The following is a 25540-nucleotide window of genomic DNA, read 5'->3' as shown; positions in this document are numbered from 1 at the left end:
CACTGCTTGCGGCGTGAGGGCGATAGTAGATAAGCGTGGATATTCTTAAAAATACTATTTAAGAATGCTTATATAACCAGAAAGAATTTTCTGATAGGGCATGGGGTTGCAAGGGTTTCCACAAAAAAAAGCTCATGCACAGGCGCCGCAGAACCCTGTGGGAGCTGGCTTGCCTGCGAAAGCGGTGGTGCAGTAACACATGCAGCGACTGACACACCGCCTTCGCGGGCAAGCCCGGCTCCCACATTGACCGAGTCAGTCCTGGCGGATCAGAGGTGCCCGCGTCCAATCAATCTCCTGGGCCGGCATTGGCCGTCCAAACCAGTACCCCTGGCCCATGTCGCATTCCTGATCCAGCAGGAACCGCGCCTGTTCGACCTGTTCGATCCCTTCGGCGTGCACCTGCATACCCATGCTTTTGGCCAGGGCGATGACCACGCGCACGATCGCAGCGTCGTCTTCATCCCAGGGCAGACCGGCGACGAAGCCTTGGTCAATCTTCAGCTTCTGCACCGGCAGGCGCTTGAGGCGCAGCAGCGAGGAGTAGCCGGTGCCGAAGTCGTCGATGGCCAGGCGCAAACCCAGTTCACGCAGGCGGTGCAGTTGCTCCAGGGCCACTTCGGGGTCGTCCATCACGGCGCTTTCGGTGACTTCCAGCTCAAGAAACGCCGGGTCCAGGCCCGTGTCGTGCAGTACTTGCGCCACTTGTTCGTAGAGTTCACGCCGGGCAAACAGGCGGCTGGAGACGTTGATGGCGATAAAACCCAACGGCGCACCGTCCGCCAGCCATTGGCACATCTGCCGGCACGCCTGATCCATCACCCACGCGTCGATATCGGCGATCAACCCGGTACGTTCGGCGATTGGGATAAATTCGCCAGGAGGCACCAGGCCGCGCTCCGGATGCTGCCAGCGCACCAGCGCTTCAACGCCCACCAAACGGCTGTCGTGCAGGTTATGCACCGGCTGGTAGTGGACACGCAGTTCCTGCTGATCGAGGGCGCGGCGCAGTTCGCTGGCGATTTCCACGCGATTCTGCGCGTGAGCGGTCAGCTCTTCGGTGTACAGGGCATAGCCTTCGCGCCCGGCGCTCTTGGCCTTGAACAACGCAGAGTCGGCGTTGCGCAGCAGTTGTTCGGCGCTCAAGGCATCGCTGGGAAACAGGCTGATACCAATACTGGCGCTGATAAACAGCTGATTACCGTCAAAAACAAACGGGTCCTTCATGGCATTGAGCATACGCTGCGCCAAGGCAGCGGCCTGGATCACCTGTGGGCAACTTTCCGCCAGCACGGCGAATTCGTCGCCGCCCAGGCGCGCGAGTGTCACCCCGGGCCCGAACAGGCCCTTGAGACGGTCAGCCACCAACTTGAGCAACTGGTCGCCAACATTGTGGCCAAGGCTGTCATTGATGATCTTGAAGTGGTCCAGGTCCATCAACAACAAGGCACAGCCACGCTTGTGCACTTGCGCCGAGGCCAGGGCCTGCTCGGCACGGTCGGTAAACAGCAGACGGTTGGGCAGGTCGGTGAGCGGGTCGTGATGGGCCAGGTGCGCCAGTTCGTGTTCGGAGTCCTTGATGGCGCTGATGTCCGAGAATACCGCGACGTAATGGCTGATGTGGCTCTGGTCATCGCGAATCACGCGGATGGTTTGCCATTGTGGGTACACCTCGCCGCTTTTGCGGCGGTTCCAGATCTCGCCGCTCCATTCGCCCTCGCGATCCAGGGTCTGGAACATCTGCTGGTAGAAAGCCGACGAATGGCGCCCGGACTTGAACAGGCTGGGTGGCTGGCCCATGACGTCGTCACGGCTGTAACCCGTGATCTCCATGAATGCCCGGTTGACGTGAACGATCAGGCCCTGGGCATCGGTGACCAACACGCCTTCGCGGGTGCAATCGAACACGGCGGCGGCCTGTTGCAGGCGTTCGCGGTTTTCTTTCAGGGGCAGTTGCAGTTGATGGGCACGGGCAAAACGTCTGCCCATGAAGTAGATAGCCAGTGCACTCAGGGCCACCCAAACGTAGCCGCGAAGTTGCAGCCAGTGCGCCAGCGCCTGCGGTTCATCGATAAAGTTGATCAATAATTGGTGGCTGAGCCTGAGCCATACAACGGAAATCAGCAGGTATACCAGCCCCGCACGTAGGGCTCCTCGGTATGAAAACAGCATATGGTCAGTAATCCTTACCAAAAAAACAGAATCGCCCTACGAAGGCTGGGGATTATAGAATAAGAAACATCCAGTCACTCCTATCTGAAAGAGCGGCTGGTTTTCTCTGTAGGCTTAGTGATAATGCGTGAGCTGTTCTTTTCTTTATCTGAGGGCCATACAGCCTATGTGGTACAACGGTTTTCTTGACCTGTCAGCCTGGCAACTGGTGGCAGTCACGCTGTTGATGACCCACGTGACCATTATTGGGGTCACTGTCTATCTGCACCGTTATTCGGCCCATCGCTCGCTTGAGCTCAATGCCGGCCTGAAACACTTCTTCCGCTTCTGGCTGTGGCTGACCACGGCGCAGAACACCCGCGAGTGGACTGCCATCCACCGCAAGCACCACGCCAAATGCGAAACCGTCGATGACCCGCACAGCCCGGTGATCAAAGGCCTGTCCACGGTGCTGCGCAAAGGCGCCGAGCTGTACCGTGCCGAGGCGGAAAACCCCGAGACCCTGCGCATCTACGGCAAGAACTGCCCGGACGACTGGATCGAACGCAAGCTCTACACGCGCTACCCGCTGTTGGGCGTGGCGCTCATGGGTGTGATCGACCTGCTGCTGTTCGGCACCATCGGTATCACCATCTGGGCGATCCAGATGATGTGGATTCCGTTCTGGGCCGCCGGCGTCATCAACGGGCTGGGCCACGCCGTGGGCTATCGCAACTTCGAATGCCGTGACGCCGCCACCAACCTGGTGCCGTGGGGCATCATCGTCGGCGGCGAAGAGCTGCATAACAACCACCACACCTACCCCAACTCGGCGAAGCTGTCGGTGAAGAAGTGGGAGTTCGACCTGGGCTGGGCCTGGATCAAGGTGTTCAGTTTCCTGCGCCTGGCCAAGGTGCAACGTGTGGCCCCCATCGCCCACCGCGTCGAAGGCAAGGGCAGCCTGGACATGGACACCGCCATGGCGATCCTCAACAACCGCTTCCAGATCATGGCCCAATACCGCAAGTTGGTGATTGGCCCACTGGTCAAGCAGGAGCTGGAGAAGGTCGATCATTCGGTACGCCACCAGTTCCACCGCGCCAAGCGCCTGTTGTCACGGGAAACCAGCCTGCTGGATGACCGTCACCACCTGCGCATCCAAAGTATGCTGGAACACAGCCATGCGCTGACCGTGATCTATGAAAAGCGCCTGGCACTGCAGCAGATCTGGCTCAAGACCAGCACCAATGGTCACGACATGCTGGCCGCGATCAAGGAATGGGTGCACGAAGCCGAGGCCAGTGGCATTCAATCCCTGCGCGACTTCGCCCACCAGTTGAAGACCTACTCGCTGCGCCCTGCAGCGGCCTGACGGTAGTTTGGGAGGGCTCGCCCTCCCGGACACTGGCTTTTTGGCGCCATTTTCCGGGCACCGTCAATCCACGCCGTTCACGGAACTTCACTGCAATTCCCCTCTCTCAAAGAACACTTCGCCATCATGGTGACCCCTTGTAGTGACCGCTGCTCCATCCTGCGGCGCGCCCAGAGAGAGTTGTACCGATGGTTCACGAAAAGCCCTGCCTGCCCGATGTGCCCACTGCCGAGCCGCCGCGTCCAGCCGCGGCGGCCACCCTGTTGGCGCTGATGCATGCCCAGGGCGAAGTAGAGCGGCTGAGTGAGCGCGAGCAATTGCTCAGCTCGCTGTTGGTCAGCGTGAACGCCGTGCTCTGGGCCATCGATTGGGAAAGCCGGCGCGTGCTGTATGTGAGCCCGGCCTACGAGCGCATTTTTGGCCGTTCGGCCGGTTTGCTGTTGGCTGACCACCGCGAATGGCGCAACAGCGTGCACCCCGAAGACCTCGATTACGCTGAACACAGCCTGGCCCGCGTGCTGGAACAAGGCGCCGTGGAAGACCGCGAGTACCGCATCATCACCGCCGACGGGCAAATCCGCTGGCTAAGTGACAAGTGCTATATCAACCAGCAGGTGGTGCCGGGCGAACCGCTGATCGTGGTGGGCATGGCCGAGGACATCACCGAAAAGAAGCTGCTGGAGCTGGAACTGCACCGTCTGGCTACCACCGACGTGCTGACCCAAAGCAGCAACCGCCGGTACTTTTTCGAATGCGCCAACCAGGCGTTCGACAACGCCTGCGTTCAGGGTACGCCGCTGGCGTTTCTGCTGCTGGACATCGATGATTTCAAGGACGTCAACGACACCTACGGCCACCTGGAGGGCGATCAGGTGCTGCGGCGCATCGCCGAGAGTGGTCGCGGGGTATTGCGTCGTGGCGACCTGTTCGGGCGCATTGGCGGCGAAGAATTCGCCGCCGTGTTGCCGGGTTGCCCACCGGAGATGGCCTTGCAGGTCGCCGAGCGGTTGGGCAAGGAAATCCAGGCGTTGGTGTTCAGCTATGAGGGGCATGAATTCAATGTGACCGTCAGCCAGGGCCTGGCCAGCCTGCGTGAAGATGATTCCACCCTCGACAGCCTGTTCGCCCGGGCGGATGCGGCAATGTACGAAGCAAAACGCCAGGGCAAGAACCGCGTTATAGCCGGTTAATACTGATCAACTGTGGGAGCTGGCTTGCCTGCGATGGCGTCTTGGCTGCCCCACCGCTATCGCAGGCAAGCCAGCTCCCACAATTGATCGGTGTGGGTTTCAGGTTTTGCGCACTCGGGTCAGTTCCGACAAGCCGACCTTGAGCAGCCGCGCGGTCTTGCTGGCGGCTAGTTCTTCGAGCCCTTCGTGCTCGGTCAGCCGCGCCATTTGCACCGCCAGGTTCACCACCAGGGCTTCGCGGGAATACACCCCGCCTTCAAGCGAATAGATCCCGGCGATCAACTGCCGCAACTCCAACGGCAAGCGCCAACGGATGCGTAACGCCGAACCATAGGCGGCGCCAAACGCGTCGAGGGATTCGCCGATGGCTTCGTCATCCAGGGCGCCGCCGCCCTGGCGCCAGTCTTCCAGGCTGCGCAACAAGGCCAGATCGCCCAACCGATGCAGGATGCAGGCGCTGTAGCAGCGCTGATGATCCAGTTCCAACATCCGCGCCAGACGCCGGGCGTACTCGGCGCTGTCCTCGGACAACTGCCAGTGCCGCTCGGCGTAGGCCACCAGCCCTGGGTCACCCAGCACCACGTTGTGCTTGAGGGCAAGGCCCAGGATGAGGTTCATGCTTTGCCCGGGAACCAGCTTGTTCAGGGCCGCGTGCAGGGTCTGCACCGGCGTGCCGTGATACCCGGCGCTGTTGGCGGCGGCGATCAGCACGGCGGTGATTTGCGGGTCCATGCGCACCTGGTCTTCGAGCTGCTGCAGGTCCACGCCTTCGGGGCCCAGGCTGCTTTGCACGGCGGCTTTCACGTCCACCCGCAACGGCGCGCCATCGCAAACCTCGCGGCGCCGCTCCAGGAATGCCGGCAAGGTCATTCCCGGTGCCAGCGCCGGGATCTGGCAATACACACTTTCGCCTTCGTTAAGCAGCAGATCTTGCAGGCGCTGGGTCAGGCTCTCCATGTTCAACGGGCGGGTCAGGTACGCCGTGGGCGCCAGGGGCAAGGCTTCGCGTACGCTGGCGCTGTCGCTGCGACTGCTCAGCAAGATAAACGGCAGCGAACGGCGTTTCTGGCGCACGCTGCGCAGCAGGCTCAGGCCATCGACGCCCGGCAGCTCCCAATCTGCCAGGATCAGATCATAGGTTTTTTCGCCCAACAGCGTGGCGGCGTGCTGCCCATCGGCGCACACATCCAGCCGTGCGTCACAGCGCACATTCAACAGCACTTGCTTGAGCAGATCCCGCGACCAAGGGTCTGCTTCGGCGATTAACACTCGGGGTACAGCGGGTAAATCAACAGCAGTCATCCAGCACGCTCCATCGGCAATGCTTGCACCTTAGACAATGCAGGCGCGTGCGTACAATGAAGCAGACACAAAAAAACCGCCGAAGCGGTTTTTTTGCTTTTTCTTTTGTAGGAGCGAGCTTGCTCGCGAAGGTCGTCAACGAAAACCTGGGCAGCCTTTGAAACGCGGTGCCTGGGGGTTTTTCGCGAGCAAGCCCGCTCCTACAGGGGGGCGTGTCAGAGTTCGGAGAAGCACTCTTCGATGATCGCCAGGCCCTTGTCCAACTGCTCGTCCGGCGAGGTCAGCGGCACCAGTACGCGCAACACGTTGCCGTAGGTACCACAAGACAGCAGGATCAGGCCCTTGTCACGTGCCTTGGCTACCACGGAGGCAACGGCGGCAGCGTTTGGCTTGTGGGTGTCGCCGTCTTCGAACAGCTCGACCGCGATCATCGCGCCCAAGGCACGCACTTCGCCGATCACCGGGTACTTGGCCTGGATAGCCTTGAGGCCGGTCACCAGGCGCTCGCCCACAGCCTTGCAGCGGTCCAGCAGGTGCTCTTCTTCGAACACTTCCATCACCGCCAGGGCCGCGGCGCAGGCAATCGGGCTACCGGCATAGGTGCCGCCCAGGCCGCCTGGGGCGATGGCGTCCATGTACTCGGCCTTGCCGCACACACCGGCCAGCGGGAAGCCGCCCGCGATGGATTTGGCGAAGGTGGTCAGGTCGGCGGCAACGCCCATCTGTTCCATGGCGAAGAAGGTACCGGTACGCCCGGCACCGGTTTGCACTTCGTCGGCGATCAGCAGGATGCCGTGCTTGTCGCACAGTTCGCGCAGGCGCTTCATGAAGGCTTTCGGCGCGACGTAGAAACCGCCCTCGCCCTGCACCGGCTCGATGATGATTGCAGCGATATCACGCGGCTCGGCGTCGTTCTTGAAGATGCGCTCGATGCTGGCGATGGAATCGTCGACGCTCACACCATGCAGTTCGTTGGGGTACAGCGCACGGAACACGCCGCCTGGCATCAGGCCCATGCCGGCCGAGTAAGGCACGACCTTACCGGTGAGGCCCAGGGTCATCATGGTGCGGCCGTGGTAAGCGCCGGTGAAGGCGATCACACCGGCACGGCCTGTGGCGGCGCGGGCGATCTTCACGGCGTTTTCCACGGCTTCGGAACCGGTGGTGACCAGCAGGGTTTTCTTGGCGAAATCACCCGGCACCTTGGCGGCGACTTTTTCGCACACTTCTACGTAGGGCTCGTAGGCCAATACCTGGAAGCAGGTGTGGGTCAGCTTGTTGAGTTGCTCGGTCACGGCCGCGATGATTTTCGGGTGTACGTGGCCGGTGTTCAGTACGGCGATACCGCCGGCGAAGTCGATGAACTCGCGACCTTCAACGTCGGTCACGGTGGCGTTCTTCGCGGAGTCGGCGAAGATCGGGTGAATCTGGCCAACACCGCGCGGTACAGCGGCTTCGCGGCGTTTCATCAGGGATGCGTTGGTCTTGCTCATAAAGTCCTCATTCGCCGCTCATCGGGCGGCGTGGCTCAAGGATAGGTGGCGGGGAGGCAACTACGGCAGCATGCGATGATCGACTGCCACAGCTTTCCCGGCCACTGCGAATAACCATGTGAAACACGCAAAGGGGCAGCGCTCTCGTGCCCTCTGCGTTTACTGCAATCCCGTGCCTTAGATACCCAGGCAGAGGTATTTGATTTCCAGGTAGTCCTCGATCCCGTACTTGGAGCCTTCACGGCCCAGGCCCGAGGCCTTGATGCCGCCGAACGGCGCCACTTCGTTGGAGATCAGCCCGGTGTTGACGCCGACCATACCGTATTCCAGGGCCTCGGCCACACGGAACACCCGGCCCAGATCGCGGGCGTAGAAGTAGGAGGCCAGGCCGAACTCAGTGTCGTTGGACATGGCGATCACTTCGGCTTCGTCTTTGAAGCGGAACAGCGGCGCCAGCGGGCCGAAGGTTTCTTCCTTGGCGACGGCGGCGTTTTTCGGCACGTCGACCAGGATGGTCGGTTCGAAGAAGTTGCCTTCCATCACCTTGCCACCGGCCAACAGCTTGGCGCCTTTACTCAGGGCATCAGCGATATGTTCCTGCACCTTGGCCACGGCTTTTTCGTCGATCAGCGGGCCGGTGGTGGTGCCGTCTTCCAGACCGTTACCGATCTTCAATTTGGTCACTGCCACCTTGAGCTTTTCAGCGAAGGCGTCGTACACCGAATCCTGGATGTACAGGCGGTTGGCGCAAACGCAGGTCTGGCCGTTGTTGCGGTACTTGGAGATGATCGCGCCTTCGACGGCCTTATCCAGGTCAGCGTCGTCGAACACGATGAACGGCGCGTTACCGCCCAGCTCCAGGGAGACTTTCTTGATGTCCTTGGCGCATTCGGCCATCAGCTGGCGACCAATTTCGGTCGAGCCGGTGAAGGACAATTTACGCACGATGGGGTTGCTGGTCAGCTCGCCGCCGATGTCGCCGGCGCTGCCGGTGACTACGCTGAGCACGCCTTTGGGGATACCGGCGCGGTGCGCCAGCTCAACCAGGGCCAGGGCCGAAAACGGGGTTTGCGAGGCGGGCTTGATCACCATGGTGCAACCGGCGGCCAGGGCCGGGCCGGCTTTACGGGTGATCATCGCGGCGGGGAAGTTCCACGGGGTGATGGCGGCGGTCACGCCGATAGGCTGCTTGATCACGATCAGGCGCTTGTCGGGCTGGTGGCCGGGGATCACGTCGCCATAGATGCGCTTGGCTTCTTCAGCGAACCACTCGATAAACGAGGCGGCGTAGACGATTTCGCCCTTGGCTTCGGCCAGCGGCTTGCCTTGTTCGAGGGTCATCAGGCGGCCGAGGTCGTCCTGGTTCTCGATCAGCAGTTCGAACCAGCGGCGCAGCTTGTTGGCGCGCTCCTTGGCGGTGAGTGCACGCCAGGCTGGCAGGGCCTTATCGGCGGCTTCGATGGCGCGGCGGGTTTCCGCGGCGCCCATCTTCGGCACGGTGCCGAGAATCTCGCCCGTGGCCGGGTTGTTGACCTTGATGGTTTGACCATTGTCCGCATCGACCCAAGCGCCATCGATAAAGGCTTGCTGGCGGAACAACTGGGTATCTTTGAGCTGCATGTCGGCTTTCCTTAACAGCACCGCGCGCACGCGGAGCGAATTAGAGTTGTTGAAAGGCGCCTTGTGGGCGATGTCTTTGTAGGAGCGAGCTTGCTCGCGAAAAATTCAAAGGCGCCGCGTAAAACCAGAAGCGCGACGTCATCGTTAACGATTTTCGCGAGCAAGCTCGCTCCTACACGGCATCGGCCAGGGGCTGCCGTCAGGGAAATCAGTCCAGCACGCCAGGATAGGTGAAAAGCGCACGGGAGACAGAGCGTTTGAAATCTCAAACGAATCCTAGGATCAATGGGGGTACAGGGCAATAGTCTGTTCGAAAAAAAGAACGATTATGGCGCATCCGGCTCATCTTTCGGATCAAATGCACACACGACAACAGCCCCGGAGCCTTGTGGGCGCCGGGGCTGTTGAGAGCTTTGCAGTTTAAGGTTGGAACGACTTGAGCACGGCCAGCAGGCTGGTTAAGTTGTCGGCCACGCCGCCCTGGGCGACTTTTTCGGTGGCGGCGGCGCCAGCGGTGGTGTCGACACTGTAGATCTGCATCACGCCCTGGTTGGTGGCCGCCTGAGCCAGGGTGTTTTGTTGCTGTTGGGCCGAGACCGAGTTCTGGAACAGGATTGCCGTGGCCTGGCCCATGGATTGGTAAATGGTGCTCATGGCCATCGCGGGTGATTCGGCAACCACCTTGACGTTGGTCTGGGTGACGGCATCGGTGATTTGCGGGCTGACTGTACTCATGGTTGAAACTCCTGGGTTGAGAAAGAACAACATCCGTTATTGCTCAGTGCTTAAGGCTGGAACGACTTGAGCACGGTCAACAGGCTGGTGAGGTTATCCGACACGCCGCCCTGGGCGACTTTCTCGGTGGCCGCCGCACCTGCGGTGGTATCGACGCTGTAGATCTGCATCACGCCCTGGTTGGTGGCCGCCTGGGCCAGGGTGTTTTGCTGCTGCTGGGCCGACACCGCGTTCTGGAACAGAATCGCCGTGGCCTGCGCCATGGATTGATAAATAGTGCTCATCGCCATCGCAGGCGATTCGGCCACCACTTTGACGTTGGTCTGGGTGACCGCGTCGGTAATTTGCTCGTTGACTAATGGCATGATCAATTTCCTTATTTAGTACACGGTGCATTCCGTGTTCATCAATGAACGTTGCGAAACAGGCGCTGTGAAACGCAGGGTCAAGGTTTTGCAGTGGGGCCCAGCGCCGCTTCAATCTGGGCGATCAACCCCTGGATCAATGCCTGCACTTCCTTGCGTTGCGCGTCCTGGTCCGAGGCCGCGCCGTTCAGCATTTGGCGTAGCGCCGCCTCGCGCTGCTGGGCAGCCGTCTTAAGCGCTTGTTCGTTGGCCTTCGATTGCGCAAGCACTTCGGTAGCGCGTTTGAGGGTTTCGTCGACGATGGTCTGGGGCGTTCCGGCGAAAATCTGCGGGTTGCGCAGCATCGCTTCGAGCCGCTGGCGGTCATCGGTGGACAGAACCGAGGGTTGCATATCGACCTCCTTGGGAGATGCCTTGGCCACGACCCGCCCGCTAAAGCCGCACCTCAACGTTGTCCTGCCAGAAACCGGCAAAGTAAAAATGCGGCGACGAATCACAGAAAGTCGCCAACTCCGCAGGCGTTATGGCGCTGGGCTGGTTGGGAAAAATGGCCGGCGGAGGCGGCAGCAGATTGGCCTCGTTGTAGAGGTTGCCGACTTCATAGCAGTTGGCCGCAAACTGCGAACAAAAGGACCCGCTGCCAATGTCGATGGACTCGTTGATCCGCGTCACCAGGGTGGTATCGGAAGTCCAGCGCCGGAAAGCCGAAATCATCGCGTTCCACACGCTGTAGCGGCCTCGAATATCACCGCCGATCTTGTCGAAGTAGAACTGCTTGGCAGCCACCGTCGCCGCCTCGCCCAACTCGGTATCCACGCAGGAAAACACCATCGCCGAGCGCGGTGGTTTTTCCAGGCTCAGGTCGGTCAGGGCCAGGCCACTGCCCACGCTTTCGATCACCAGAGTGTCGCTCACTGCGATCGCCGGGTGAACCACATTCAGGTAAGTCGTGTCCTGCGAGAACACCTTGGCCTTGACCAGTTGACCGGCTTTGATAAACGCCCGCGTTGCGCTGTCGTCATCTTGTTTGACGGAAAAAATAATATCTCCAGGCTGCATGATGTCGCTCCTCACTCAAGAAAAGTTGCTTTCAAGTTGCTGTTGCACCGCCCCAGCAGAACGCTGGAGCGCTGTGCTCGGTTCAGGCCGCTGGCGCGGCCCGGTTTGCCAAGGTGTCGGCGTACTTGGCGATGCTCTGGTCGATCTTGTCGATGGCCACACTGGCGGCTTCGGCCTCCATCGCACCGGCAGCGGCAGCCACAGCGGCAGCGGCGCCCACCAGCAGGTCGGTGGCCAGGGCGCCCAAGGCGTCTTCGGCAGCGGCCGGCAGGTTGTCCTTGACGATGTTCTCGGTCATTTGCTGGAGCAGCACGGCCTGGGCCGCCAACGCGATCTTGCTGACCCCGTCGAAGTACCCCGCCGCCGCTTGCGCCACCAGCCCGGCCGCCTGGCTGATCATCATGTCGGCCGGCACCGCGATCTGCGCCGGCGCATAGGCAAAGTTCTGCGAATTGGTGAACTGCACCGCCTGCACGATCTGGCTATTGAGCGCCGCCGTGCTGTCGGATGACGGCGCGCTCACCTGATTGAGCAAGTGCTCGTTCATGCGCGCCATGATCGAGCGCGAGACCGGTGCGGCGGGCGCCGGCGCCGGTGGGTCGGCGGCGGGCGTTGCTTGCGAGGCAGCGGGTTTCTTGCGACTGAACCACGACATAATCAATCTCCCGAGGGCTCAGCCCTTCTCGCCAATCTGCATGATCAGCGCCACGGCCTTGGAGATCACCGCGTTGGAAATCTGATTCATCGCCTGCTGGCTGTTGACCGCATTCTGCAACGACAGGCCCGCCGCGCTGCTGGCCACCTGGTACAGCGACGCGATGGCCTGGGCTGGCGCCTCGGCCACCACCTTGACGTTGGTTTGAGTGACCGCGTCGGTGATCTGGCTGTTGACCTCTGTCATACATCTCTCCTTGATGGCATTCACCCAGGTTTGGGTGTGGATAGCGGCGGCGTGCTGCGCTCATACCACTAGAACGCCCCACGCCAACATGTGTGAATCACCTTCAGCGCAACGCATCGCGCAGCAGTTGCACAAGCTTGCGCACCAGCGGCAGCTTCACGTGCAACTCGGCGGCGATTTGCGGGTAAGGCAGGTCATCGACAAAACGCATCTCGAACAAGCGCTGCTGCAACAGCGGTAACCGTGCGACGTGCGCCTCGATCTGCTCCAGGCGCTCATAACATTCCACCCGCTCCAGCACCGAAGCGCAGGGCGCGGCGAGCGCGGCCAAGTGATCGTGTTCAAGATCCACCGAATCATCGAACAACCGCCCCTCGCGCTTGCTGCGCCGCAAGCTGTCGAGAAACACATGGTCGAGCACTAAAAACAGAAAACCCTGAGGGTCACGAATGCGCTCCGGCGAGCGCCGAAAAAACAACAGGGCCTTGATCGCCGTGGCCGACAACCACTCCTGGCCCTGATCCAGATTGCCCTTGGCCCGCCGCAACGCCCGGCGCCTGAGCTCGCCGTGCACAGCACGCCAACTCGCTTCGAACAAACGGTCATCGGCGGCCCATTGATCCTTGAACTGAACAGTCATCCCCATCGCCAGCACTCCTGTGCATCCTTGATGAAGGGCCAGTCTGCGAGGGCTCGACGGGGGTACGCTGTTACCTGGGGAACACCGCCACAACTAATTCAGCGCAAAAGCCTTGCGCCTCAAATGCTCAACATCATTGATCACCATGCGCTCCAGATCGCCGCTGATCACGCCACTGCGCCGCCACACTTGCAGCTGCACATTCAGCTTGGGCCGGCTGGTATTCAGCATCGACGCCAACACCCCTTGGCTCGCGGGCAGCGACACACTGGGCAAGGCCAACGCCAGGTCGATCTCACCCAGGTTGGCCAACAAAAACCGCGCCAACCGCGACTCCAGCCGATGAAGACACACCAACTCCAGCAACTCGATGGCCTGCAACAACCGCAGCATCATCAGCATCAACAAACGCCGCAGAAACACCGGCTCCTCAAACAACACAGCAAAATGCCGGCTACCCAACTGCAACAACCGCGTGGGGCCACTGGCAAAGGTGGAAGACTCGCGCCCATGATCCTTGATCAACGCCGTCTCCCCCACCACCTGCCCGGCCCCGGTACTGCCGATAATCTGCTCGCGCCCATCCGGCCCATGCACCACCGAATAAATCCGGCCCTCCACCACCAACGCAATGAATTCGAGGGTGTCATCCTTGAAATACAACAGCTCGCGATCATCCAGCGTGCGCTCCACCATATGGGTGGCCACGTAGCGCAAGAGATGCTCCGGCATACCTCGAAACAAATCGGAGCGAGCCAGCAGGGTTTGTCTGAGCGGGAGATCGAGCATCACGGTTCCTTTGGAATGCATGCGTTCACCTGAGGAATTGCGGCGTGGAAGCGGGGTTAAAGCCACAAGAGCAAAGCAAACAAAGGGACGTGCGGCGCGGGGAGTTGTGAATGAGGGTGGCGATTAGCCATTTTTTGTCGGAAATGGACGACAGGGGGCGGGGCAAATGCCGGAATGGACGCATCAGGTCGACATGGGTATGATGTCGCCCGCACAAGCATCCGTAGCTCAGCTGGATAGAGTACTGCCCTCCGAAGGCAGGGGTCGTGGGTTCGAATCCCGCCGGGTGCACCAGATATGAAATGAAAAAGCCTCAGGTCGGGAGATCTGGGGCTTTTTTGTTTTTGGGGTTAGGTGGGTGGTGAGGAAAGGTGTTGAGTTGCTAAAGGTCGGTGTTTTGAGATAGCTGCCGGGGGCTTCGGTTTGAGCTGTTCGGGATTTCCTTCCTCTTTTTCGCCGTGAAAATAAATCTATCCCCTTTTCCCGAAAGCCAAGCATGGTTCGGATTTAGTCGAAAGCTGGCTGGGAAAATAAGTTCCGGGTTTAGTAGAAAGGTCTCTATGAGGCCTTTTTAACCTAGTCCTAATTCTTCCTACAGCGCAGTATTAAAACCGAGACTAAGCGCCTCAAAACATTTTTAAAATAAATACCTGACAGAAATGCCTAGTAGAGTCGTACAAAACAAGTAAAAAACTAAAAGCCGCATTAAAACAAAGTTCTCTCCAGATAAAACTCCATTCCAGGCGTACAATAAATTGACCCCGCCGCCGAGACATCCAAGATCTCTAGCTCAAAATTCATCCTTGCAGAAATCATTATTTTTTCTAGCTTTACTGAAGGAGAATCATACTCTTTCTGCAATTCCAGTAGCGCATTTGTTATAGATGCAACCTCAATACGAGCGGTAGCCCTATCTCCCACAGGGACTTGGCTAGCTGTGACTTTCGTCACGACGAGACGATCAATGGCAGGCTCCCCCTGGATAAGGCTGTAGACTTCCGCCAAATTAAAAGAGGCTTTCTTTAATGCCCCTTCATATTCAAAAGCCTCCATCAATTTTTTTGAAAAGCTTTTTATCGAAACAGGTGGCCTAAGAATTTTTATTAAGGACAACCCCTCACCAACTTTGATTACAGTAAACTCTATAACAACATATCGAACGATATGAATTTTTTGTACATCACCAAATGGTGTATCGACCTCCTCGAAAATCTCTAGCCGTTCAAAAAATTTCGCATGCACCTTATCCGGAGATACTTTAATCAATTCAAACCCTGATGGATTATCAATACTAAAAGTATGCTTCTGCAGCGTATCCGCTACCCGCTTACCATGAGTCAATATAAGCCAGAGCTGCTTAATTGGTTTCATCTTTACCTCCTGCAAACTCTTCAGCCACTTCATCAAGTGTTTTCATGGCTGCCGCCTCCAATAGACGCAGCATTCGCTTTTCTGCCAGAGACTCACATGAAGTTTTGTTTTTATTATGGTGACCACTATCTCCCAGCTTATATCTACCTTTTACTGCGTATGAGAACCTCTCACAGTGTTCTGGCTCTGTAAACTGAGCCTCCAATTCATAAAGATCCGATTTCTCAGATGCCGAATGAGTGGTCCAAACTATCTTACAAACATAAAATCCGGTCTTCAGCAATCCGTCCAACTCTTGGGAAAACAACAAACCCTCGCCCTTTAGCGATGCTTTTGTAATATGAATCCCTAGATCTCCCTCGGCTGAATCAGCTTTTATTTTCGGATTATATACATAGACGTCCGTAACATCCTTCAACACATATCCATTTAGATTTGCTAGCAAACTTCTAAAAAACTTTGTCCTTAACTTATTGTCATGAATCGAACTCATCTCTATTTCTTTCAAGCCTAGGCTTCCACCCTCGCTGTTCTTAGCAAGCAAATCTATCAAAACAGCCTTTGAGTTATCCATAAAATTATTCTGGGGCCCCCTGACATTCAAACCAGACTCTGTTGCTTCTATTTCAAAAACACCTTCCCTTTCAACCGTCTGTTTAAACTCAGACTTATTACTGTTGTAGTCATCATATAAAACCGTTATCTCCATTTTCTTCTGAACCCATTTTACACTGACCTTGGCCCCCTTGCTTTCAAGCTCCTCTTTAAACGCTTGAGCCGCCACCTCAAGTTTACTATCTCCAATATTCCCCTGAAGGCTTGATATCGCAACTCGCTCCTTCCGGCTATTACCACCAAATATCCCAGCGATTCTTTGGTGATCGTAGTAGTCATGATTCATGCGACAAAAATACAAAGCTAAGACTTTCCTCTCTGTATCTTGTGAAATCAATACCCCCCTACTTAAGAGAAGCTCACGCATATCTGCATTTTTAAAATTGTATTGAACGAGCGCATCATATACTGCTTTATCAGACGCATAATACAAATGACCGCTTTTCATGAGTATCTCCATGCCAAAATCCCGGGCATATATTTCGGAGCGGACAAATTTACAACCTCAAACTCAATCCGTTCAAGCTCTGTTTTCTTATAAGAGTCCATACCCCAACCTGCCAAGTATATGTTTTTTGCCGTCTCAAAGTTACTCTTAATTAGACTGTGCGGATTGCTATGAGCAACTCTAATCTTGATGGTACATTTCTGGCGAAGAATTTGAAACCTAGACAACGAATCTAACAAGTAGCGAAACTCATACTCTGTCGACCCATCTTGGTTATAATAGATCACATACCCTTCGTTACCGCGTTCATCAAGCTCTTTACCACTCATTGGATCCCCATGCTTTATTATCATGTAAGGAGCACAGAGCAACTCCACAGTGGCGGGCAAAGAGTCTGGATCTCCATGGGATTTGTGCAAGTACAGATCAGGATAAAAAAAGGAATAATCTTTTATTGGAAACTCATCTTCCGCGTGCAGACTTTTCATATCTGTTACAACGGTAAAAAGATAACGAATTCGCTCTGAATCCAAGACATGTAGCATTTGCCCCTCTTGAATACCGAGTTTATCAGTATTAATAGGTTCGACGAGCTTTAAAAAATCCTTATGGTATTCACCATCATGATTATATATAAAAAGCATACCCCTTATTTCATAAAGCACTTCTTCAAGAATATACTTTCTTTGCCACTCAGGACTTGATCTAGCACAATCGATTGTTTTAGCCAGCGACTCTAGTGCTGCGATTATATTTGGCGTGGAAATGCTGCCTTTTGCATAGCTTTTTAAATCTGTATTTAGCATAACAACCCTATTTGTATAAGGATCGAAATACTTGAACACGACATCTACGGGGTGGCTGTGCTTGGGCTCCGACAAAGCTTTACTCTTTTTCTTTGGAGGGGCTTTATGCTTATCAACTTTGTGACAATCAAAATTTTCATCCATAATGGGAACAGCATCCCACTTAAACCATTTAAATATATCCTTAGTTACCTTTACCGCAACCTCGGTGATATTTGCAACTTCCCCAGCCATAACACACCCTCAATAGAGTTATAATGTTTATACTATAACCTCACACCATCTATCATTTTTATCAGCACCTATTACATCAAAATCTTAACAGACTGACTTTTCTAGAAGCGCATTCCCCCCCTGTGAGTAAAGCCTCAGTTTATCCAGCAGCCTTCACTAGCCGAATCAAAAAAATGTATGTGCCGAATACCTATACTACGCAGAGCCTCTTCTGCCCTCTGCATATATCCTGCATCTTCATTCCAAACTGATACCGCTACGCGAGTAATGTTTGATCGCCGCAACTGATCAATTATATGTTGATCTTGTACCGATATATTCCAACCATATATCACCAGTGAGTCATTCAGGGAAGGAACTACCTCTCTATAGACACGCTGTAGATACGATGCGCTTTCAATAGCAGACTTCTTGTGCTCGGCGGTCCCCTCACACACAAATAATGGAATTGCGCCTCTCCCTTCCCAGCTATCTAGAATCACATCGAGTAATCTTTCGTCGCCACCTGCCAATTTTACTTCTGCGCCAGTTTCAGAACGGGCCAGAACTAAATTCCCGTGCGGATAAAAAACCAACGTGGATCTTTCCGCGCCGTATGGCTCCCTTAATGATTCCCAATCATCACGAAAACTCCGAGGCATAAATCCATCTTTAAACCAACGTCCTAAAGTTCTATTACCAAACATTATTGCCCAATACACAATAAGATCGTAATTCAGAGAAACGACGGTATCGAATCTTTTTAAAAATCTATATATATTGGGCAAATGCTCTTCGGCATCCGCATAGGTGACATGTGTCTCACGCACTGTTTGAATCAATGCGGTTCGGACCTGCTGATATGCTTGTTCAACTGCGCCGGGCTGGTTACCAAACGCTTCATTGACTAGAGAGGTATACCAGAGACGCCTAAGAACAAGTTCGAAGTCGAAAGTATTGAATCGCTGAAAGACCGTCCGAACAGGTCCGTCGAGAAACCCCATCTGGTTCGCTGCCTCATACAACGATCCATACCCAAAATCAGGATGGACGGCCATGCTGGCTCCATTTCCTAATAAAACCGTGTGGTTAAAATTATCGCGAATTTCTCGCCAATCAACGATATTGGGCATCACCTTTCCTTGGTAGATTTATGGAGTCAGAACGCTATCAGTCCTCTCGAACCCTGTCTATCGCCTTTAAGCCCACTTGCAAGAATTCGTTTACGCACCGAACTTTGCTCCGCCGCGCTTGAAACGCTCCTGTTTGAAGGTATCTAGACCAGCTCAGCAAAGTGCTGTCAGGCAACGAATATCTGGCTTGCGAGGTTCATTGGGGGAGGATACAAATATGCGTCCCTAGTAATAGCCTCTCTTTGGTAGTCAAGCACTCTCCACTCTGGACGCTGCCATCCTTTGCCGGAGATGCATTACACCCACCTGCCCCGTAACACCACTCCAAACTAGAACCCCCCACGGTCTTACTGAATAAATTTCCTTTTGATACAAGTAGTTAGCTATCTCGTAACACCAGTAACACTAGTAACACTGGATTGAGAGCGGCATCTCCCCGCTCCCCCGTTAATAACAATTCCTTCAACGCCAAAAGCAGCCTGCCGCAAAAATCTAGTGGCGGCTGGGGGCCTATTTAAAGCAGATCCGTATTCGATCGTATCCGCGTCGCAGCTGACGGCAGTCAAGCGTAGGAACACGAGCCATTCATTTCCATGACGCCTCTCCATCCGGCAGATCATCAATAGATACTAGTAGGCCTGGCTGAATCTTCGGCCCGACCTTAAAAAAAGCTGGGGCCCCTGGGCCTTTTCGATGGACACGGGGTCGGAAACCCGCGTGATCGTTTCAGCGGAAGGATGCCCAGCTTAGTGAACTGCTGTTCACCTGTGCATTTGCCCTATGAATCCGAAAGCCGCTGGGGACCCTAGGCATTTCGGATAGACACGAGGCATAGAACCCGCCGGATCTCGTTAGTGGATGAGCTCCAAAGTTAGTTGACTGGTTGACCGAGTTGACCGGGCCAATCGTTCACTATCCTGAACGAAACCCATGACCGTTACAGATCCAGTAAAGATGCCCTTTTCTCTTCAAGCTCCTTCAATTTCAACATTGAAATTTCAGTAAGCTGGCACGGCTGCCGCTAACGCGGTCCCGCGGGTTTCCTGCCCCGTACTGCTAGTAAATTACCACGGTCCCCAGCGCTTATCGGCCACCAAACTTCGACGGGTATCGCTACGAAAGATCGATACCTGGTAAAGGGAAAAGTCTTTGGGTCGCTATCTAGATGTGTGCGCTTAGGAATTTGGTGGAGATTGAATGTAGACGATCTGCTTATCTCGACCCACCAACAGACCGATGACGAGCAGGATCACTCCTAGGAAGAAGCCAACAAAACCTAGAAAGCCACTCACCAAAGTGCCACCGATGGCTGCTCCTGCCGTTTCTGCACCTGAGTGAGCGCCACTGACGTTGGTGGCGATATGGCTACCGGTGAAAATAATACCGGACAAGGGAAGCATGAATGCAGCGATGCCCGAGGTCACTAGAAGTCGACGCCATGCTTTGCCAGGAGTGGGAGAATAAATCGCTACGACTAGTGCAATGATCCATGCGACGAAGAACACGATCGCGCCCGTCGCACCGCCAGCCCCTGGCGAAGCCGCTCCGGCGATGGCTACAACCATCGAAAGAAGAATGGCTAATATTAGGCCACCGACCAGCCCTGCAAGAACCTTCATCGTTAACTCCTTTTATTTGCCGAGGCATGGAATATGCTGACGTGATGTATAGCAGCAGAATGCCCCTTCTGTCCTGCTGCACCGTTGTAGGCGACCAATGAATTCTCACAGAAGCCGCCTTATGTGGCTCTAGCACTTAGCCTTGTGTATGCCCACGTGTATGCCTGACCGATACCAAACCTACAAAACCCTGCAAATACTGGCACTTTCAAACCCAATTCAAACGACGCCGGGCACCAGATATAAATGAAAAAGCCCCAGATCGTGAGATCTGGGGCTTTTTTGTGTGTGCTGATTCAGCGCTTCTGCAACACCTCCAACCGCGCTGGCAAGTCTTCGTTTGGAAAGCGCTTATGCAACGCCAACAGCTTTTCATCAGCAGCCTTGCTCTCTCCCACCTCACGCAGCCTCACGATGGCCTGCAACTCCTGCTCCAAAGATGGCAATGCACTCGGCGCCGCCTTGCCGAGTCTTTCCGCTGGCGGGGCCGCCACTATATCAGCGATTTCAGCCTGGGCCGGGGCACTTTCAACCCGTGGCGCTATCGCCATCCGGGCCATTGGCGCGGGTGCGGAGAAGGCTTGCGGCGCGGGCTGGGCGGCTTCTTCGTGGTGCGGCGCGGAGAATGTCGCGGTGGAGATTTCAGGTTGCGGCACGGGGGAGCGCATGACCACGCCGATCATCAGTGCCAACCCGGCGACGGTGGCGAATGCCATTTGCCAGCGCGGGCGTTGGCAGGCTTGCAGCCAGCGTTGCCACAGGCTGGGTTGCGGCTGCGGGGCTTCGCGACGGGCGGCGTTGAGGATGAAGGCGTCGAGGGACGCGGGCGGTTCGCCCGTGCTGTGTTGACGGTAGTGCTGGAGCAGCGCGTCGTCTGGGGTGTGTCGGGGGTCAGTCATACGGGTACCTCCTCGGCCAGCAGGCGCCGCAATTTTTGCAGGGCGTAGCGCAGGCGGCTTTTTACGGTTTCCAGCGGGGCGCCGGTGAGGGTGGCGATTTGCGGTACTTCGAGCTCGCCGTGCAGGCGCAGCAGAAACACTTCGCGCTGGTCTTCGGGCAGCTCTTGCAGGGCCGCGTCGAGGCGCGCCTGGTCGCGGCTGAGGGTCAGTTGCTGCTCGGGGCCGTCACTGTCGTCGACCTGGGTGTGCAGCTGTTCATCGTAGCTGTCATGCAGGGGGTTGTGGATGCCGTGCTTGCGCCAGTGGTCGATCAGGCGGTTGCGGGCGATCTGGAACAACCAGGTGCGAAAACTCGCCCGCCCTTGTGGCTGGGTGGTGCTGCGGATGAGGCTGAGCCAGGTGTCCTGGTAGATTTCTTCGGCCAGTTCGGCTTTGTTGCACAGGGACACGAGGAAGCGGTACAGGCCCTGGCGGTGGCGGCTGTACAAGGCTTCGAAGGCGCCAGCGTCACCGGTTCGGTAGCGGGCCAGCAGCGATTCGTCGCTGGGTGAGTCGTCTGGAACGGCCATGTAGTGGGCGAACTCCTTTTGGTCAGCCGAAGCAGGATTACTGTAGGAGCGAGCTTGCTCGCGAAGCACTTCAACGATAACGCGTGCTTCCTGGATAAACGCGGTGCCTGTGAGTTTTTCGCGAGCAAGCTCGCTCCTACAAAAAGTTTTAGCAGCATGGCCCCTCCCCCATTTGCACATTGGTGCGGGCGAGGTCAGGGTTTGAGGCTTTGGGCCAGCTCCACCAGTTGCACGAATTCGTTGCGCAGCCCGAACGGGTCATCGCCGCGGGCCGAGCGCGCCAGTTTGGCGGTGTCTTGCAAACTCATGGTGCCAGTGTAGCGGCCATCGCCCTGGAGCTGTTGGGCGAAGGCGGCCACGGCAGACGAGAAGCGCAGGTCGTCGCTGGCTGGGGCAGCTTGGTTGGCGATGGGGCGTTCGATTAACTGGCTGTTACCGCCCGCAGCGGGTTTGTAGCGCACCCGAAGCATCACCAGCTCATCGGATTTGCCTTCGGTCGCAGGCGCGGCGGCGTAACGCAGAGGCTCCAACCAGCCCTTCTCGCCCTTGGGTACGATTTCATACAGCGCGGTCACTGTGTGCCCTGCGCCAATCTCACCGGCATCGACTTTGTCGTTGTTGAAATCCTCACGCTTCAGGGCGCGGTTTTCATAGCCCAGCAGGCGGTACTCGCTGACCTGCGCCGGGTTAAATTCAACCTGCAGTTTTACATCCCTGGCCACCACCGCCAGGGTCGAACTAAGTTGTTCCACCAGCACCTTGCGCGCTTCACGCAGGTTGTCGATGTAGGCGTAGTTACCATCGCCCGCGTCGGCCAGTTGTTCCATCAGATGCTCGTTGTAGTTGTCCACACCAAAGCCGAGGGTGGTGAGCGATACGCCGCTTTTGCGCTGGGCCACCGCCATTTGCTTGAGGCTGTCGAAATCGCTGATGCCCACGTTGAAGTCGCCGTCGGTGGCCAGCAGGATGCGGTTGATGCCCTGGTCGATAAAGCCTTCGCGGGCCATCTGGTAGGCCAGTTCGATGCCGGACGCGCCTGCGGTGGAGCCACCGGCGATGAGTTGCTCGATAGCGTTGCGGATCTTGGCTTTTTCACTGCCCGAGGTGGGCTTGAGCACCACGCGGGACTCACCGGCATACACCACCAACGACACACGGTCCTGATCGCGCAGTTGTTCCACCAGTAACTTCAGCGTGCTTTTGACCAGCGGCAAGCCTTCGCGGCGGTCCATGGAGCCGGACACGTCCACCAGGAAAACCAGGTTGGCGGGTGCCAGTTCTGCCACGGCTTTATCGGAGGCCTTGATGCCGATGCGCAGCAGTTTTGTGCGCGGGTTCCACGGCGTAGCGGCCAGCTCGGTGGTCACGCCAAAGGGGGAGCCATCGGTGGGCAGTGCGTAGTGGTAGGGGAAGTAGTTGACCATTTCCTCCAATCGCACCGCGCCTTCGGGTGGCAGACGACCTTGGTTGAGCAAGCGTCTTACATTCGCGTAGCTGCCGGTATCGACGTCGATGCTGAAGGTGGAGACCGGAGCTTCGGCGACGCGATGCACCGGGTTATCCGGCAGGTTAGCGTATTGCTCGCGGGGTTCGCTGCGGTAGTCCATCGTCGCCATTTCCCGCACCGCCATCGGTGCCGGCATGGCCATCCGCTTGACCACTGCATTCTGGATCGGCGCGCTGTGCAGCTCGGCGAGAGGCGCCGGTTCAACCGGTTTGGAGACTTCGGAGGACGACGACAGCCCACACCCAGCCAGCGCCACCAGCAGGGTAACGGCAAAGCCTTGGGCGGCAGGACGCAGCAAGAGCACGGAGCGGGACATGGGCTGAACCTCGTGAGTGAATGATCCGTTCAACAGCTCAGACGTAACGCAGCACCGATACGGGTTAAACCTGCCCCCAATGGTTGCGGCACACTTCGAAACACAAGCGACTGAACGTGCCATCCCCACAAACCACATATCGTGAGTTCGCCTCCCTGTCAGACCAGCCTGTTTCTTGACGTCTTGGAGGTTTTTTACACCAGAGAAATCGCGATGAGTTCCGTAAAAAATAACCTCACACACCGCTATGGGCCTTCCTCATACGCTGAACGACCCCGCTATGCCGGGGCCGCTTCAGACAAGCCGTCCTACACCACCGAGCAAGCGGCAGAGCAAATCACCCGAACGGGCTATCGTTGGAAAGAGCGAAACCCGGACGGCACCACACCCATCTCCTATCGGTTTTTCACACCCTCGCAAGCCACCTACAGCACCCCCGTCGGCGCCAACGAGTTTTCTCAGCATCAAAAAGAACAGGCCAGGCGCACCCTGCAGTCTTGGGCGGATGTCGCCAATATCACCTTCACCGAGAATGCACCCAACGCCAAAGGGCAATTGTTACTGGGCAATGACCCGAACCAGACAGGCCAGTCGGGCTATGCGTCTTATCCAGGCATCTACAGCGATGGCACACAAGCCTGGTTCGCATCCGATGGCGTGAATCGCCCCTTCGCTCAAGGTAGTTTCAGCCGGTATCTGCTGGCCCATGAGATCGGCCATACCCTGGGGCTCATGCATCCCGGCGAGTACAACAATGGCGGCAGTTACGCTGAAAACGCCCGCTACGCCGAGGACAATCGCGCCTACAGCCTGATGAGTTACTGGTGGGCTTCCCATCTGAGCCACGACCACAACAAGAACGGCCAAACCCACTACGCCAGCGCACCACTGATGGACGACATCACCCCCATTCAGAAGCTGTACGGTGCCAATTACAAAACCCGCGACACCGACACGGTCTACGGCTTCAACTCCAATACCGGGCGTGACTTTCTCAGCCTCAACTCACCAGACGACGCGCCTGTGTTCAGCGTGTGGGACGGGGGCGGCAACGACACCCTGGATTTTTCACGGTTTCATCAGGCTCAGACCATCAACCTGAAGGCTGAACACTTCTCCGATGTCGGCGGCATGAAAGGCAACGTCTCCATTGCCAAAGGGGTGACACTGGAAAATGCCATCGGCGGCACGGGTGCTGATCAACTCATCGGCAACCATGCTGATAACCGCCTGACCGGCGGCCTGGGCCAGGACATCCTTACCGGTGGGCCGGGCAAGGATACGTTTGTGTATAACAACGCCAGCGAGTCGACCGAACAACGCCCGGACCTGATCACCGACTTCACCAGCGGCGAGGACAGGATCGACGTGTCCGCCGCGCTGCGGGCAGCCGGGCTCAAGGACTTGCACTTTGTGCGCCGTTTCAGCGGCCGCCCGGGTGAGGCGTTGCTTGGCTATGATCCGCGCTCAGGCCACCACAGCCTGGCCATTGACCTGAACGGCGCAGGCCAGGCCGACCTGTTTATCAACAGCCAGGGGCCCATCAAGCCGGGCGATGTGATCAGCCAGGCGTCACACGCAAGCACAGCGCCAACCCAGCCCTTCCAGGTTACGCCGCAACCGCCGCAACCGCCGACGCCAGTGAAGACAGCACCGTACGAGCCCCGCCACGAGCCAACGGCCGTACCGCAACAAGCGCCGTTCTCCTTGCAGAACCACGCCAACGCAACCCTCAAAGGCACACCGATGCATACAGCCGCCAGGGCCGTGGGCAGTATTCGCGAAGTGAGCGTTACACGCGACTCATGGGGCTACGAACGCGTGCATACACGTTCGCTGGGGACCGGCTCGCTGATCAACGATGGCAACAGCGTGCTGACCAACCAGCATGTGCGCGACGCACTGGCCAAAGGCAGCAAGCTCGAACTATGGCTGGGGTATGAACAAGACAGTACCGGGCGGATGAAGGTAGAGCGCAAGGTGCCGCTGGACCCCACGCCGCTCAGTGGCGACGCACGGCTGGACTATGCCGAGCTGCGCGTTGATTTGCCTGGTGAACAGAAAAAAGCCTTGGCCGAGCAGTTCCCGCCCTTGAAGCTGGCCGCCGGCCCCCAGGCATCGCTTGGCCAAAAGGTGTTCATGCCCAACCACGGGCAAGAGGCCCTCGGCATTTCGTTTTTAAATGCCAGGGGCCAGCCCACCACGCTCAAGGGATACGACCAGGGCAGCCCTTATCAGGCCACGGTCTACCATGATGCCTTCAAGAAGCCCGGCACTTCCGGCTCACCGCTGATCAGTATCGACACCGGCGAAATCGTTGCCTTGCACAACGGTTCCATCGGCGCCAACGTGAACGGGCACCGCGCCTCCATGGGCACGGCCACCCGCATCGACTTGATCCAACAGCACCGTCGTCAGAGGTGACGC

General features: G+C 57.1%; 23 protein-coding genes and 1 tRNA gene. 4 read left to right on the top strand and 20 right to left on the bottom strand.

The genetic code is table 11. The annotated features are described in order from the left end of the window. Positions 1 to 255 precede the first annotated feature (255 nt). Entirely contained in the window at positions 256 to 2172 is a 1917-nt protein-coding gene (dibA, locus tag TX23_RS11960; RefSeq protein ID WP_057702341.1) for a phosphodiesterase DibA, read from the bottom strand. A 166-nt stretch (positions 2173 to 2338) separates the two neighbouring features. Here dibA and desA point away from each other — a divergent pair, with 166 nt between their 5' ends. After that, positions 2339 to 3523: a delta-9 fatty acid desaturase DesA gene (gene desA / locus TX23_RS11955; RefSeq protein ID WP_057702340.1), complete on the top strand. Its 1185-nt coding sequence runs from the start codon at positions 2339 to 2341 to the stop codon at positions 3521 to 3523. Positions 3524 to 3711: 188 nt separating this feature from the next. Then, positions 3712 to 4713, top strand: a complete 1002-nt coding sequence (locus TX23_RS11950) for a sensor domain-containing diguanylate cyclase (RefSeq protein ID WP_057702339.1) — start codon at positions 3712 to 3714, stop codon at positions 4711 to 4713. A gap of 99 nt (positions 4714 to 4812) precedes the next feature. On the opposite strand, the gene TX23_RS11945 is transcribed toward TX23_RS11950, so the two are convergent. The 11 genes from TX23_RS11945 to TX23_RS11895 form a co-directional block, all read right to left on the bottom strand. Next, on the bottom strand, positions 4813 to 6015 hold the full coding sequence (locus TX23_RS11945) for an HDOD domain-containing protein (protein ID WP_057702338.1): 1203 nt from the start codon (positions 6013 to 6015) through the stop codon (positions 4813 to 4815). Positions 6016 to 6230: 215 nt separating this feature from the next. Beyond that, positions 6231 to 7508 (bottom strand): 4-aminobutyrate--2-oxoglutarate transaminase, encoded by a 1278-nt coding sequence (gene gabT / locus TX23_RS11940; protein ID WP_014716416.1) that lies wholly within the window; start codon positions 7506 to 7508, stop codon positions 6231 to 6233. A gap of 177 nt (positions 7509 to 7685) precedes the next feature. Continuing rightward, the gene (gene gabD, locus TX23_RS11935; RefSeq protein WP_003187552.1) at positions 7686 to 9128 is read right to left on the bottom strand and encodes an NADP-dependent succinate-semialdehyde dehydrogenase; all 1443 of its coding nucleotides are present in this window, start codon (positions 9126 to 9128) and stop codon (positions 7686 to 7688) included. Positions 9129 to 9548: 420 nt separating this feature from the next. Beyond that, positions 9549 to 9863 (bottom strand): RebB family R body protein, encoded by a 315-nt coding sequence (locus TX23_RS11930; RefSeq protein WP_003187551.1) that lies wholly within the window; start codon positions 9861 to 9863, stop codon positions 9549 to 9551. A gap of 50 nt (positions 9864 to 9913) precedes the next feature. Further along, the gene (locus tag TX23_RS11925; RefSeq protein WP_003187550.1) at positions 9914 to 10228 is read right to left on the bottom strand and encodes a RebB family R body protein; all 315 of its coding nucleotides are present in this window, start codon (positions 10226 to 10228) and stop codon (positions 9914 to 9916) included. Positions 10229 to 10308: 80 nt separating this feature from the next. Then, positions 10309 to 10620 (bottom strand): hypothetical protein, encoded by a 312-nt coding sequence (locus tag TX23_RS11920; protein ID WP_057702337.1) that lies wholly within the window; start codon positions 10618 to 10620, stop codon positions 10309 to 10311. A gap of 40 nt (positions 10621 to 10660) precedes the next feature. Next, positions 10661 to 11287, bottom strand: coding sequence for a hypothetical protein (locus TX23_RS11915; protein ID WP_057702336.1), 627 nt, complete (start codon positions 11285 to 11287; stop codon positions 10661 to 10663). Between the two features lie 82 nt (positions 11288 to 11369). Then, entirely contained in the window at positions 11370 to 11942 is a 573-nt protein-coding gene (locus TX23_RS11910) for a hypothetical protein (protein WP_057702335.1), read from the bottom strand. A gap of 18 nt (positions 11943 to 11960) precedes the next feature. Beyond that, complete coding sequence (locus TX23_RS11905) at positions 11961 to 12188, bottom strand: RebB family R body protein (RefSeq protein WP_003187543.1); 228 nt, start codon at positions 12186 to 12188, stop codon at positions 11961 to 11963. Positions 12189 to 12291: 103 nt separating this feature from the next. Then, positions 12292 to 12834 carry an RNA polymerase sigma factor gene (locus TX23_RS11900; RefSeq protein WP_209445915.1) on the bottom strand — a complete coding sequence of 181 codons (543 nt, stop codon included), beginning with the start codon at positions 12832 to 12834 and terminating at the stop codon, positions 12292 to 12294. Between the two features lie 87 nt (positions 12835 to 12921). Next, complete coding sequence (locus tag TX23_RS11895; protein WP_057702333.1) at positions 12922 to 13638, bottom strand: Crp/Fnr family transcriptional regulator; 717 nt, start codon at positions 13636 to 13638, stop codon at positions 12922 to 12924. A gap of 196 nt (positions 13639 to 13834) precedes the next feature. On the opposite strand from TX23_RS11895, the gene TX23_RS11890 reads away from it, so the two are divergent. Continuing rightward, positions 13835 to 13911, top strand: a tRNA-Arg gene (locus tag TX23_RS11890). Between the two features lie 411 nt (positions 13912 to 14322). Here TX23_RS11890 and TX23_RS11885 read toward each other — a convergent pair. The 8 genes from TX23_RS11885 to TX23_RS11855 form a co-directional block, all read right to left on the bottom strand. Next, complete coding sequence (locus TX23_RS11885; protein WP_044271314.1) at positions 14323 to 14988, bottom strand: hypothetical protein; 666 nt, start codon at positions 14986 to 14988, stop codon at positions 14323 to 14325. Then, positions 14975 to 16051, bottom strand: coding sequence for a hypothetical protein (locus TX23_RS11880; RefSeq protein ID WP_044271311.1), 1077 nt, complete (start codon positions 16049 to 16051; stop codon positions 14975 to 14977). The genes TX23_RS11885 and TX23_RS11880 overlap by 14 nt, the downstream gene beginning before the upstream one ends. Beyond that, entirely contained in the window at positions 16048 to 17091 is a 1044-nt protein-coding gene (locus TX23_RS11875; protein ID WP_044271309.1) for a hypothetical protein, read from the bottom strand. Before TX23_RS11875 ends, TX23_RS11880 begins: the two co-directional genes overlap by 4 nt. A 134-nt stretch (positions 17092 to 17225) precedes the next feature. Next, positions 17226 to 18203, bottom strand: a complete 978-nt coding sequence (locus TX23_RS27135) for a DUF4917 family protein (RefSeq protein ID WP_080751181.1) — start codon at positions 18201 to 18203, stop codon at positions 17226 to 17228. 1175 nt (positions 18204 to 19378) lie between these two features. Beyond that, positions 19379 to 19822: a hypothetical protein gene (locus TX23_RS11870; protein WP_044271307.1), complete on the bottom strand. Its 444-nt coding sequence runs from the start codon at positions 19820 to 19822 to the stop codon at positions 19379 to 19381. Between the two features lie 296 nt (positions 19823 to 20118). Next, complete coding sequence (locus TX23_RS11865; protein WP_044271304.1) at positions 20119 to 20721, bottom strand: hypothetical protein; 603 nt, start codon at positions 20719 to 20721, stop codon at positions 20119 to 20121. Then, positions 20718 to 21290 (bottom strand): RNA polymerase sigma factor, encoded by a 573-nt coding sequence (locus tag TX23_RS11860; protein ID WP_044271301.1) that lies wholly within the window; start codon positions 21288 to 21290, stop codon positions 20718 to 20720. Before TX23_RS11860 ends, TX23_RS11865 begins: the two co-directional genes overlap by 4 nt. Positions 21291 to 21484: 194 nt before the next feature. Further along, complete coding sequence (locus TX23_RS11855; protein ID WP_057702332.1) at positions 21485 to 23113, bottom strand: vWA domain-containing protein; 1629 nt, start codon at positions 23111 to 23113, stop codon at positions 21485 to 21487. 213 nt (positions 23114 to 23326) lie between these two features. Between TX23_RS11855 and TX23_RS11850 the strand changes: the two genes are divergently transcribed. Then, positions 23327 to 25537, top strand: coding sequence for a M10 family metallopeptidase C-terminal domain-containing protein (locus TX23_RS11850; RefSeq protein ID WP_057702331.1), 2211 nt, complete (start codon positions 23327 to 23329; stop codon positions 25535 to 25537). Positions 25538 to 25540: the final 3 nt, after the last annotated feature.

This window comes from Pseudomonas paralactis (assembly GCF_001439735.1).
Classification (GTDB): Bacteria; Pseudomonadota; Gammaproteobacteria; order Pseudomonadales; family Pseudomonadaceae; genus Aquipseudomonas; species Aquipseudomonas paralactis.
Note: the sequence above shows the minus strand (reverse complement) of the source record. Positions and strands in the feature narration are given on the sequence as shown.